This window comes from Streptomyces sp. NPDC059828 (genome assembly GCF_042731955.1).
Taxonomy (GTDB): domain Bacteria; phylum Actinomycetota; class Actinomycetes; order Streptomycetales; family Streptomycetaceae; genus Streptomyces.
In genome coordinates, this window is sequence record NZ_JBHWIW010000014.1 from 36,039 (window position 1) to 48,098 (window position 12,060).

General features: G+C 71.7%; 8 protein-coding genes and 2 pseudogenes. 6 read left to right on the forward strand and 4 right to left on the reverse strand.

Going from position 1 to position 12,060, the window contains the following annotated elements; all coding sequences use genetic code 11:
• The first annotated feature begins 85 nt into the window (after positions 1-85).
• A complete protein-coding gene (locus ACFV6V_RS11435) occupies positions 86-586 on the forward strand; it encodes a DUF309 domain-containing protein (protein ID WP_385562475.1) in 501 nt (166 codons plus the stop codon).
• Here the strand turns inward: ACFV6V_RS11435 and ACFV6V_RS11440 are convergent.
• The 3 genes and pseudogenes from ACFV6V_RS11440 to ACFV6V_RS11450 form a co-directional block, all read right to left on the reverse strand.
• Positions 576-1,289 (reverse strand): lactate utilization protein C, encoded by a 714-nt coding sequence (locus ACFV6V_RS11440; protein ID WP_385562641.1) that lies wholly within the window; start codon positions 1,287-1,289, stop codon positions 576-578. The genes ACFV6V_RS11435 and ACFV6V_RS11440 overlap by 11 nt on opposite strands.
• A gap of 63 nt (positions 1,290-1,352) precedes the next feature.
• Positions 1,353-2,804: pseudogene (locus ACFV6V_RS11445) on the reverse strand (lactate utilization protein B); the annotation flags it as partial.
• Complete coding sequence (locus tag ACFV6V_RS11450) at positions 2,801-3,538, reverse strand: (Fe-S)-binding protein (RefSeq protein ID WP_385562478.1); 738 nt, start codon at positions 3,536-3,538, stop codon at positions 2,801-2,803. The gene ACFV6V_RS11450 and the pseudogene ACFV6V_RS11445, both read right to left, overlap by 4 nt.
• A gap of 166 nt (positions 3,539-3,704) precedes the next feature.
• On the opposite strand from ACFV6V_RS11450, the gene ACFV6V_RS11455 reads away from it, so the two are divergent.
• The 3 genes from ACFV6V_RS11455 to ACFV6V_RS11465 all read left to right on the forward strand — a co-directional run bounded on the left by ACFV6V_RS11455 (position 3,705) and on the right by ACFV6V_RS11465 (position 6,234).
• Entirely contained in the window at positions 3,705-4,163 is a 459-nt protein-coding gene (locus tag ACFV6V_RS11455) for a PaaI family thioesterase (RefSeq protein ID WP_385562481.1), read from the forward strand.
• Between the two features lie 372 nt (positions 4,164-4,535).
• Complete coding sequence (locus tag ACFV6V_RS11460) at positions 4,536-4,940, forward strand: YciI family protein (protein ID WP_385562484.1); 405 nt, start codon at positions 4,536-4,538, stop codon at positions 4,938-4,940.
• A 4-nt stretch (positions 4,941-4,944) separates the two neighbouring features.
• Positions 4,945-6,234, forward strand: a complete 1,290-nt coding sequence (locus ACFV6V_RS11465) for an RNA polymerase sigma factor (RefSeq protein WP_385562644.1) — start codon at positions 4,945-4,947, stop codon at positions 6,232-6,234.
• Here ACFV6V_RS11465 and ACFV6V_RS11470 read toward each other — a convergent pair.
• Positions 6,200-6,529, reverse strand: a pseudogene (locus tag ACFV6V_RS11470) (MFS transporter); the annotation flags it as partial. The gene ACFV6V_RS11465 and the pseudogene ACFV6V_RS11470 sit on opposite strands and share 35 nt — an antisense overlap.
• 471 nt (positions 6,530-7,000) lie before the next feature.
• Here ACFV6V_RS11470 and ACFV6V_RS11475 point away from each other — a divergent pair.
• Both ACFV6V_RS11475 and ACFV6V_RS11480 read left to right on the forward strand, forming a co-directional pair.
• Positions 7,001-8,803 carry a S8 family serine peptidase gene (locus tag ACFV6V_RS11475; RefSeq protein ID WP_385562487.1) on the forward strand — a complete coding sequence of 601 codons (1,803 nt, stop codon included), beginning with the start codon at positions 7,001-7,003 and terminating at the stop codon, positions 8,801-8,803.
• A 201-nt stretch (positions 8,804-9,004) separates the two neighbouring features.
• On the forward strand, positions 9,005-12,010 hold the full coding sequence (locus tag ACFV6V_RS11480; RefSeq protein WP_385562490.1) for an AAA family ATPase: 3,006 nt from the start codon (positions 9,005-9,007) through the stop codon (positions 12,008-12,010).
• Positions 12,011-12,060 lie beyond the last annotated feature (50 nt).

Consider the following 12,060-nt stretch of genomic DNA (forward strand, 5'->3'; position numbering starts at 1 on the left):
GGTGTCAGATGGCTGAGAGTAGTCCGGTCGCGCCGATGGCGGACACCGTTCTGCCACGGCACGCCCTGCGAGTGACAATCGAGGCGTGAACAGGACGCCGAGAGACCGCGACAACGAGGGCAAGGCCCGCAGCGCGCGCCCCCGGGACGGGCTCGGGCGCCCCCTGCCGTACGGGGTGGAGGGCGTGCCCCGGCAACCGGAGGGTCTGGTGCGCACACCGCCGGAGACACTGGTGGAGGCCCAGCGGCTGCTGGACGCGGGGATGCCGTTCCACGCCCATGAGGTGCTGGAGGATGCCTGGAAGTCCGGGCCGGAGGAGGAGAGAGAGCTGTGGCGGGGCCTCGCGCAGCTCGCGGTCGGGCTGACCCATGCGGCGCGGGGCAATGCGAGGGGCGGCGCGGCGCTGCTGGCCCGTGGGGCCGGTTCGGTGGCGTCCTACGCGACCTCTGCTCCGTCCTCCGGTCTGCACGGCGTCGACGTGGAGGGGCTCACCCGCTGGGCGGGCGCACTGACGGAGGAGCTGCGCCGGGGCGACACGGCCGTATCGGCGGCGGATCGGGCACCGCGGCTGCGCCTCAGCCCGTGACGAGCACGACCTCCAGGGTCCTCGGGCCGTGCACGCCCTCGACCCGGTCGAGCTCGATGTCGCTGGTGGCCGAGGGCCCGGAGATCCATGTCATCGGGCGGGCGGGGTCCAGTCTGGTCAGTGCCTGCGGCACAGATGCGACGATCTGTTCGGGTGCCCGCACCACGCAGATGTGGTGGTCGGGGACGAGAGTGATCCGCCGGCGCCCCTGATCGGGGCCGCCGTCCAGCACGATCGTGCCGGTTTCGGCGATGGCGAGGGCGCAGCCGGTGATGACGCTGTCGACGGCGTCGAGCTCTCGTGCCGTGGAGCTCGCCCGGTCCGCCACCTCGGTGATGTACGTCGCCTTCTCCAGCCAGTGCGACGGGAGTCCGGGCGGTACGAGCATGGTGCGGGAGCCCCGGGCGGCGAGCAGCCGCGCCAGGAGTGCGGGGAGGTCCTGCTGGTCGGTGCGATGGACGAGGGCGCGGTAGTCGGCGAGGTTCTCGTGCAGCAGATCGGTGACGGACGCCGTGTCGCCGGGGGTGTGGGACTCCAGGTAGTCGCGGCGTACGTCGGGCGCGTGGTGTGTGTGGGGTGTGGGGGGCGCATCAGGTGTGCCGGGTGCGTCGGGCGCTCCGCGGACGGCCGCCCGGATCCGCGCGAGGATCAGCTCCCTCGCGCTGTCGCCGTGCCCGGCCGACGCGGTGGGCGCTGGGCGCACGGGTCCGACGGCCGCACCCGATGCCCGCTGTTCACCCGGCGTGCCACCGGCCGGGCCCCCTTCGTCCTCCCCGCCCTGCGCACGGTGTCTGCGCCACCAGTCGCGGAACGGTTCCGCCGGCAGTACGGGCAGGTCACGGGTCGCCGTCCAGGCTCCGGCCCCGGGCGGACGCGCCGGGTGAACGCGGCGAGTCCTGGCGGCAAGCCGCTCGCTCGCGGCGAAGGCGGCAGGGTGGTCGAGCAGCCAGCCCGCCGCCTTGAAGGCGGCTTTCTCGACGCGATGCCCGAGGCCACCGCCCCGTTCCACCACACGCTCGCGCAGATGGACCAGTACCTCGGGGATGTCGATGGCCACCGGGCAGACGTCGTAACACGCCCCGCACAGCGACGAGGCGAACGGCAGGGAGGCGTCGATCTCACTCGATGTGCCGCGTAGTTGCGGGGTGAGGATCGCGCCGATGGGGCCGGGGTAGACGGAGCCGTAGGCATGGCCCCCGGCGCGTTCGTACACCGGGCACTCGTTCAGACAGGCGGAGCAGCGGATGCAGCGCAGCGCCTGGCGGCCGGTCTCGTCGGCGAGCGTCCGGGTGCGGCCGTTGTCGAGGAGTACGAGGTGGAAGGCGGAGGGGCCGTCAGCGGTCTCCCGGGCTGACGCTCCGGTCCACATGCTCGTGTACGGGTTCATCCGTTCGGCCGTGGACGAGCGTGGCAGCGTCTGGAGGAAGACCTCCAGATCGCGCCAAGTGGGCACGACCTTCTCGATCCCGACGACGGAGATCAGTGTCTCGGGGAGGGTGAGGCACATCCGTCCGTTGCCCTCGGATTCGAGCACCACGAGCGTGCCGGTCCCGGCGACCATGAAGTTGGCACCGGAGACGGCGACCTTGGCCCGCAGGAACTTCTCGCGCAGATGGAGCCTGGCCGCTTCCGCCAGCTCGGCGGGGCTGTCGCCGAGTCCTTCGGGTGCCGGACGGCCCCAGTCCCCCATGCGCTTGCGGAAGATCTCGCGGATCTCGCTGCGGTTCCTGTGGATCGCGGGCACGAGGATGTGGGACGGCCGGTCGTCCCCCAGTTGCACGATGAGCTCCGCGAGGTCGGTCTCGTAGGCCGCGATGCCCTCGGACGCGAGGAACTCGTTGAGCCCGATCTCCTGTGTGGCCATGGACTTGACCTTGACGACCTCCCGCTCGCCGGTGGCCTTCACCAGCTCTGCGACGATCCGGTTGGCCTCGGCGGCATCGGCCGCCCAGTGCACGGTGCCGCCGGCCGCGGTGACGTTCTCCTCCAGCTGGACCAGATACGCGTCGAGCCGGCTCAGCGCCAGGTCCTTGATCTGCTTCCCGGCCGCACGCAACAGCGTCCAGTCGTCCAGCTCGGCCACGGCCTTGGCGCGCTTGTCACGGATCGTGTGGGTGGCGTGCCGCAGATTGGCACGCAGCGTCTCGTCGTGTACGGCTGCGCGTGCCGCGTCGGGGAACGACGGGAATGACGGCATCCCGAGAAACGTGCCGCTCATGCGGAATCCCTCCCTTCTCCCGTCCCTTGCCCCTCCGTCGCGGCGAGGATCTCGGCGATGTGCAAGGCGCGCACGGGCGCGTCCGCGCGCCGCAGGATGCCGTCGAGGTGCATCAGGCAGGAGTTGTCACCACCACACAGCACCCCGGCCCCGGTCGCCAACGCGCTGCGCGCCTTGTCACGGCCCATCGCCGTGGACACATCGGCGTTCTTGACCGCGAACGTACCGCCGAACCCGCAGCATTCCTCGGCACCCGGCAACTCCACGAGTTCCAGCCCGGCGACCGCTTCCAGCAGCCGCCGCGGCCGTTGCCCCAGACGAAGCAGCCGCAGCCCGTGGCAGGACGGGTGATACGTGACCTTGTGCGGGAAGCTGGCACCCACGTCGACGACTCCGAGGACGTCGACCAGGAACTCGGTGAGCTCGTAGGTCCGTGAGGCCAGCGACGCGGCCTCCGCGCCACCGAGCCGCGGATACTGGTGCCGCACCATCGCGGCACACGAGCCGGAGGGGGTGACGACATACTCGTACCCCGCGAACGCACGGGCCGTGCGTCGCACGAGTCGTTCTGCTTCGCCCCGGTAGCCCGTGTTGAACTGCGGCTGTCCGCAGCAGGTCTGCGCGGCCGGAAAATCGACCCCGACACCGAGGCGCTCGAGCAGGCGTACCGTGGCCACTCCGGTGGAGGGGTATACGGCGTCGTTGAGACAGGTGACGAACAGGGCGACGCGCATGGGCGGAGGATATGCCGGGGCGCTGACGGCACACCAGGCACGACGGGCCCGGGCGAGCCGGACACATGCTCCCGGCACACCGGGATGTGGTGGGTGGCGGTCCAAAGCCCCTGTGGGGCGGCGCAGGCGCCGGATCCTCCCGGGGCTGTCAGTGGCGCCCTGTTCAATGCGGACCATGGAGATACCTGCACAACGGCAAGGGCTGTTCTGGGATGTACAGGCAGGGCGGACGGCGCCGCCACCCGCGGCGGTGCTTCTCGGCTGGGAGCTGGTCGACGTGAATCCGGAGCTGGGAACCATCGAGGTGGCGTTTCAGGCGGGTGATCAGTTCACGAACCCCGTCGGTGTGATCCAGGGCGGGTTCCTGGCAGCGATGCTCGATGACACTCTGGGGCCGGCGCTGGTGGCGACGTTGCCCGAGGACCAATTCGCACCGACCGTCGATCTGCATGTCCAGTTCCTCCGTCCCGCCCGCCCCGGACGGATCGTGGGGCGGGGACGGATCGTGCAGCGCGGTAGGGACATGTGCTTTCTGGCCGGTGAGCTCATAGGCACCGACGGCAAGCCGGTGGCTGTGGCCACCGCAACCGCGCGCATTCAGACCATTCGGCATCAGGGGTCCTGAGGACTGCCCCGTAATGATCGGCCGGCGTCGTGCGCCCGCTGGGGATGACGGGACAGCCCTGCTGTCCGGCGAGCTCCGGCTGGACCCGGCGCGGCGCTGCATGTGGTGGTGCCGGACTGCCGTCCGACGGCCGGGCCGGGCCGGGGGCCGACACGCGGTGTTCCCCGGCCCCCCCTCGTTGCCGTGGCACGCTGGGACGCGGTGGAGCCGGCCTCCCGGGTCAGGAGACGCGGGCCCGTGCGAGCCCGGCCAAAAAATCTTGGTGGATTTTCCGGCGCGGATGTCGAAATCGCCGGGCGTGCTTCTACCTACCCGTGACAGCGCCGTGAAGGCGCCGGAATACGGAATGTACGGAAGGCAGAGGAGCCAACCATGAAGTACATGCTGCTGATGCAGTTCAGCGAGACGAACGTCGACTTCCCGCGGATCGACACCTGGACACCGGAGGAGATCCAGGCGCATATCGGGTTCATGCACGACACCAACACGAAGCTGGTCGAGGCCGGTGAGTTCGTCGACGGGCAGGGGCTGGCGATGCCGGAGGCGGCCAGGATCGTCCGGGCCGGAGCTGAGGGCGGGCTGCCTGTCGTCACCGAGGGGCCGTTCCCGGAGACCAAGGAGTTCCTCGCGGGGTACTGGATCGTCGACTGCGAGACACCGGAGCGGGCGGTGGAGCTCGCCGCGCACATCTCGGCTGCCCCAGGGCCGGGTGGTGCGCCTCTGAACATGCCGATCGAGGTGCGTCAGGTGCTGTCGGCGCCGACCGAGGACGTGTGAAGCACTGAACGGAGCCGACCGGGGCGACCGGGACGCCGAGGACCTGCTGCGCGTGCTGGCGCCGCAGGTCGTCGGTGTGCTCACTCGGCGGTACGGGGACTTCGACACGGCGGAGGACGCGGTGCAGGAGGCTCTGCTCGCGGCTGCCGCACAGTGGGTCGATGAGGGGGTTCCGCGCAATCCGCGGGGCTGGCTGATCCAGGTGGCGAGTCGGCGGATGACCGAGCAGGTGCGCAGCGAACAGGCCCGGCGGCGGCGCGAGGATCTGGTCGGTAGGCGGGAGAGTGCCGACCGGTGGGCGGCGCCCGGGGCGGATGAGGAGCAGGACTCGGGCCGGGATGACACCCTCGCCCTGCTGTTCCTTTGCTGCCACCCGTCCCTGACGCCTTCGGCGGCGATCGCGCTGACCCTGCGGTCGGTGGGCGGGCTCACCACCGGTGAGATCGCCCGCGCGTTCATGGTGCCGGAAGCCACCATGGGGCAGCGGATCAGCAGGGCGAAGCAACGTATCAAGGTGTCCGGCGCGCGTTTCCGGATGCCGGACCGGGACGACTGGCAGCGGCGGCTCGACTCCGTGCTGCATGTTCTGTATCTCATGTTCACCGAGGGGTACGCGTCCGGGGCGGGCGAGACCCTCCAGCGGGTAGAGCTGTCCCTGGAGGCGATCCGGCTGACCCGTGCGCTGCGGCGGATGCTGCCCGGTGAGAGCGACGACAGCGAGGTGGCCGGGCTGCTGGCGCTGATGCTGCTCACACATGCCCGCAGCGCGGCACGGACCGGTCCGGGCGGTGAACTGATCCCGCTGGCGGATCAGGACCGCACGCTGTGGGATGCCGCTGCCGTCGCCGAGGGCATCGCGCTGATCACCGAGGTGCTGCCGCGCGGCAGGCTGGGTCCGTATCAGGTGCAGGCCGCCGTGGCGGCCGTGCACGACGAGGCGAAGAGCGTCGAGGAGACGGACTGGCCGCAGATCCTGGCGCTGTACGGAGTGCTGGAGCAGCTCTCCCCCAATCCGCTGTACGCGCTCAACCGGGCCGTCGCCGTCGCGATGGTGCACGGCCCCGACGCGGGGCTGCGGTTGCTGGACGGCCTGGCGGCGGAGCCGGTGCTGAGAGACCATCACCGGCTGTCCGTGGTGCGGGCGCACCTGCTCGACATGGCCGGTGACCGGGAGGCCGCCGCAGCGCAGTACCGGGCCGCCGCGAGTCGTACTCCGAGCCTGCCGGAGCGGCACTATCTGACGATACGGGCGGCCCGGCTCAGCTCACCGGATCGCGGGAATCGCGGTCGCTGACCTCGTCGTCGAACGCGACGGAAGCGGCGGCGGTGCCCACGGGGCGGCGCAGTCCGGGTGCCAGGGCCAGGGTGACCGCGACCGAGGCGGCGGACATCAGGGCCATCGCCGTGGCGGGCGAGGTGTACTGGGCGACACCGCCCGCGAGGGCGGCCGCGACGCCCTGCATGGCGAGCATGCCGGAGGTCTGGAGGCCGAGGGCGTGGCCACTCAGCTCGTCCGGGGTCAGCGCCAGCAGTCGTTCCTGGAGCAGCAGGCTTGCCGCGTATCCGACCGATGCGAGGACCACGGCGGCCTGATGCGTCCAATCAGCACCAGGACATCCATCGTGACCTCCGGAAACGGAGTGATCGACCGGCTTCCAGTTTCCCGGCTTCCCCGGGAGTCGGCAGCTCCAGCGGCGAAGGGCTCGCGCACGGCGGCGCGCCTGGGACCTCCGGCGGTCCCTGCCGGGAGCCCTCTGTGAGGCAAGGGTTTTCCCCGTATCGAGTTCATCTCGCCGTTCCCTACTGTCTGCCGCACCGGCGATTCCGCGTCCCTGACTGGTGATGTCAGGTGCATGTAAACGCATGTGAACACGGTGTTTCGTCCGGCGGCGGCTCTTGACCAGGGGCCGTCATGCAGGCGGCGGCGCACGGGCGATGGAGCCCGGGAACCGCGGGTCGCACCCCCACAGCGAACCGCGGTTCCGCGCCGCCCGTCTGCGATCCCCAGCTCCTTGAAAGGGAACACCTTGAACGGTTCCGGACGGAGACTCATATCCGTCGTGGCCGCGACCGCCACCATCGTCGGTGTCGCCGCCACCTCCGCCGTGGCGTTCGCCGCCGCCCCGGCGGACTCCTCGCCGAAGCCCGCACCGGCCGCGCAGTCGATCCCCAAGCTGCCGAGCGCGCCGGTCGAGAAGGTCATCGTGACCTACAAGACGCAGTCCACCGAGGCCAGTTCGAACACCGCAGCCAAGAGCGACGCGGCCGCCAAGGCCACCGAGACCGGTGAGAAGCTGGCCTTCGAGCGCCGCCTCGCGGGCGGCGCCGCGCTCGTCGACCTGGGCGGCGCGGCCTCCAAGCAGGACCTCAGCGACGTCATGGCCGCCTTCCGCGCCGACCCCTCGGTCGCGTCCGTCGAGCCGGACATCCGCGCGTACCCGATGGCGATCGCGCCCAACGACACGCAGTACACCGCCCAGTGGGACCTCTTCGAGGCCACCGGCGGCATGAACGTGCCGACCGCCTGGGACAAGGCCACCGGCAGCGGCGTCACCGTCGCGGTCATCGACACCGGCTACGCCACCCACTCGGACCTGGCCGCCAACGTCGTCTCGGGTTACGACTTCATCTCCGACTCGGCCGACGCCCGTGACGGCAGCGGACGTGACAGCAACCCCAAGGACGAGGGCGACTGGAACGCCACCGACGGCGAGTGCGGCCTCGGCTCGGAGGCCAGTGACTCCTCCTGGCACGGCACGCATGTCGCGGGCACCATCGCCGCGGCCACCAGCAACAACAAGGGCATCGCGGGTATCGCGTACAACGCGAAGATCCAGCCCGTGCGTGTGCTCGGCAAGTGCGGTGGCTCGTCCGCCGACATCGCCGACGCGATCACCTGGGCCTCCGGTGGCAGTGTCCCGGGTGTCACCGCCAACCCGACCCCCGCGAAGGTGATCAACCTCAGCCTCGGCGGCTCCAGCTCCACCTGCCCCAGCGTCTACAAGAACGCGATCAATGCCGCCGTCTCGCGTGGCACCACGGTCGTGGTCGCGGCGGGCAACGAGAACTCCAACGCGTCCGGATCCACCCCGGCGAACTGCCCCAACGTCATCACCGTGGCGTCCACCAGCCGGGAGGGCAACCGCTCCTTCTACTCCAACTACGGCACCACCGTCGACGTCTCGGCGCCCGGTGGCGAGACCCGCCGCGGGACCGACACGCCCGGCACCGTCACCACCCCCGAGAACGGCATTCTCTCCACGCTGAACTCCGGTGACACGACTCAGTCGTCCGAGAACTACGAGCCCTACCAGGGCACCTCGATGGCCGCACCGCACATCGCCGGCCTCGCGGCACTGCTGAAGTCCGCGAAGTCCTCGCTGACCCCGGCCGAGATCGAGACCGCGATCAAGGGGAACGCCCGCACGCTCCCCGGCACCTGCTCCGGTGGCTGCGGCACCGGTATCGCCGACGCGGCCAAGACCGTGAACGCCGTGCTCGGCACCGACACCGGTTCCGGCGCGACCTTCACCAACAGCACGAACGTGACGATCAGCGACAACGCCACCGTGTCGTCGTCGATCAGCGTCACCGGCCGCACCGGCAACGCGCCCTCCGCCCTCAAGGTCGCGGTGGACATCAAGCACACCTGGCGCGGCGACCTGGCGATCGACCTGATCGCCCCCGACGGCACCGTGCGCAGCCTGAAGACCACCTCGGGCTCCGACAGCGCCGACAACGTCCTCGCGACGTACACGGTCGACGCGTCCAGCGAGGTCGCCAACGGCACCTGGAAGCTCCAGGTGCGCGATGTGGCATCAGGTGACACGGGCTACATCGACAGCTGGGGTCTCACCTTCTGAGACGGCTGACAGAAGCCTGTTTTCACTGGTCAGGGGCGCGTTCGCAGGCGAAAGCCGCGGGCGCGCCCGGCCGCTTTCCGGGTAAGGTCCTGTCCGCATGCCGGACACCAGGCATGGACTGGGACGATGGACTTCGTATCCTCACTGCACGCATGCACACACGGGCAGGGGACTCGCGGGCCGGAAGGGGGTGGTGGGTGCGTGACGTCGATCCAGAAACGCACTGCTCCCGTCGGCCGGGCAGAGGTCATCGAACGCCTCGAAAGGGTGCTCCACGCGCGCGGGCGCGCCCTGCTCACGGGGTCGGCGGGAGTCGGTAAGACCGAGGTCGCCCTTGCCATCTCCGCCCGTGCCCAGTCGCGCGGCGAGACCGTGCTGTGGCTCGCCACCCTCCCCGGTGATCGCTCCATCCCCGGTGCGACGGCGGCCGCGCTCGTCGCCTCCGTGTCCGCGACCCTGTCCCCTGCGGGGCAGCTCGGACCGCACGGCGCCGAGGCGCCCGCCGGTGCCGACGGCCCGGTCCGCGGCGCCGCGGACATGACCCGCCCCGGCGACGCACCGTCCGCCGGTGCGCCCGCCGCGCCTTCCGTCCTCTCAGCGCCCGGCAGTGCCCGTGCCGGCTCGTACGACGTTCGTGACGGGCTGCCCGGTCCCCAGCGCGACGCCGTCGCCATGCTGTGCCGTGAAGCGCCCGTGCCCGAGGGCGGCTGGGACCCCATCGCCCTGCGGCTGGCACTCGCCCAGATACTGCGCACCCTCGCGGGGCACCGTCCGGTGCTGCTCGTGGTGGACGGCGTACAGCGGATCGACCCCGACAGTGCCGATCTGCTGCGCTTCGCCCTCCATCTGGCCCCGCCGGCGCTGCGGGTGATCGCGATCGAGACCCCGGAGGCGCACGACCCCGACGCCGGCGCCACCGGGCCCGAGCAGCTCTGGGTACCGTCGGAGGCCGATGTGCTGCTGGTGCCTCCGCTGCACGCCGACGACATCGCCGAGCTCCTCATCCACCACAGGCTGCCGTCCCGGATGGCCGGGCGGATCCACAAGGCCAGCGGTGGCAATCCCCGGCTCGCGCTCGCCGTCGGCCGCTCGCTCGCGGACGCGCGGACGCCCGTGCACCACGCGGAGGCACTGTCGCTCTCGGGACGTGCCCGCGATCTGTCCCGGCAGCTGCTGGGGCTGGTCTCACCCGCGGTCAGGGGCACTTTGCTCCTGGCGGCACTGGCCCTGCGTCCCACCGCGTCCCTGATCCGCCGCGCCGGACGCCCCACGGCCGAGGCCGATCTGGCGGCCGCGGAACGGGCCGGTCTCGTCCTGCTCACCGAGGACGGAACGGTGGCCTTCCGGGCCGGCATCCTTCCCTCGACCCTGGTGCACGACGCCTGCTGGACCGACCGCAGCGAGGGGCACGCGGCGCTGGCCCGGGTCGTCGACGACCCCGTCGAGGAGGTCAGGCACCGGGCCCTGGCCACCGACATCCCCGACGAGGAGCTGGCCGCAGAGGTCGCGGCGGCGGCGGACAGCGCACGGCGGCGCGGCAACAACGCCCTGGCCGCCGAGCTCGCCCTGCTCGCAGCCGAGTCCACGCCCGGCCGGAACGGCCCGCAGCGCATCGCCCGCCTCGTGGACGCCGCGGAGGAGGCCGCCCGGGCGGCCCGCGCCGATCTGGCGATGCGCGCCGCCACGGACCTGCTGGCACGTGACGCCTCCCCCGCCGACCGGGTACGGGCCCGGCTCGCGGTGCTGGACACGGCGGGCCAGGGGCTGACGGGGCTGGACGAGATCTACGCCCATGCGATGGAGGACTCGGAGAGTGACACCGCGCTGAGGGCCGCCGTGCAACTGCGCCTCTCGGTGAAGTACGTGCTGGCCGACGGCGATCCGGTGCGCTCCCGGGCCGCCGCGATCGACTCGGCGGCGCTCGCCGCTTCGGTCGGTGACCGGATGACGGCGGCGAAGGCGCTGACCGTCCAGGCCCGGATGGAACGTGTCCTCGGTTCCCTGGAAGAGGAACGCGTGCTCCAGGAGGCCAGGGAGCTGGAGATGGCCGATCGCCCACTCGGCATCCGCAACGCCGCGCAGATTCTCACCATCCGCCATGCCCTGTTCGACGACCGGCTCATGGACGCACGCGACGGGCTGAACACACTGCTGCCGCTGGTCGAGCGGCGCGGCTCGGTCGAGGACGCGATCGAGCTGTTCCGTACGCTCGCGGAGGTCGAGGCCAGGCAGGGCCAGTGCACGGCCGCGCTCGCGCACGCCGGGCGGTCGCTCGCACTGACCCTGGAGGCCGGGCTGTCCCCCGGGCCGGCCTGGTATGCGCTGGCGCTCGCCGAGACCGCGGGCGGCAGCTTCGCCCGCGCGGCGAGCTACGCGCGTCGCAGTGCGCAGGCGTCCGAAGAGGAAGGCGACAACGTCTTCCTCTCGCGGAGCCTGTACGCACTCGGCCGCGTCCAGCTCGTCATGGGGGACGTCGCCAACGCCCTGGAGACACTGCGCCGGGTGCAGTCCGGCGAGCGGGCGCAGGCCGCCGTCGACCCCTCGATGCTCCGCTGGCACGAGGAGCTGGCGGAGGCGCTGGTGGCGAGCGACTCCCTCGACGAGGCAGCCGCGCTGCTCGCCGAAGTGCGCCCGGTCGCCGAGCGCCTCGGCCGCTGGTCGGTGCTGCTGGGATGCGATCGCGCCGAAGGGCTGCTGCTGGCCGCGGGCGGGAAGACGGACGAGGCCGCCGCGCTGTTGACCCGCACGGCCGAGTGCTTCGCGTCGGCCGGTCTGCCGCTCGAGCAGGGCCGGGCGCTGGTGGCGCTCGCCCGGGTGGAGCGCCGCAGGCGGCGGCGTTCGGCCGCGCAGCACGCGCTGCACACCGCGGCAGCCGTCTTCGAGCGGGCGGGCGCGGCGTCCTGGCTGGCGCTCGCGAAGGAGACTCCGGCCGGTGCCCCCGAACCGGCTCCGGCCGCCCGCGGTGGAGCGCTGTCGTCGCTGACGGAGGCGGAGCTGCGCCTGGCGCAGATGGTGGGCCAGGGCGCCAGCAACCAGGAGGCGGCGGCCCGGCTGTATCTGAGCGTGAAGACGGTCGAGGCGCGGCTGACACGTATCTACCAGAAGTTGGATGTCCGGTCCCGTGCCCAGCTCGCCACCGCGCTGGGAGCATGGGCGGGCGGCCGTACGGGCTCGCTGACGACGGACGCCGGGCCGGCGCCCACGTAGGACCTGGCACAGGTCCTGTGGGGCGGCCGGCCCGGGGGTCGAGCAGCGCG

What these genes read in the sequence shown, in the direction of transcription:
- ACFV6V_RS11450 (WP_385562478.1), bottom strand. Translation starts at nt 3,538, where the DNA reads ATGCGCGTCGCCCTGTTCGTCACCTGTCTCAACGACGCCGTATACCCC.
- ACFV6V_RS11455 (WP_385562481.1), top strand. Translation starts at nt 3,705, where the DNA reads ATGCGGACCATGGAGATACCTGCACAACGGCAAGGGCTGTTCTGGGAT.
- ACFV6V_RS11460 (WP_385562484.1), top strand. Translation starts at nt 4,536, where the DNA reads ATGAAGTACATGCTGCTGATGCAGTTCAGCGAGACGAACGTCGACTTC.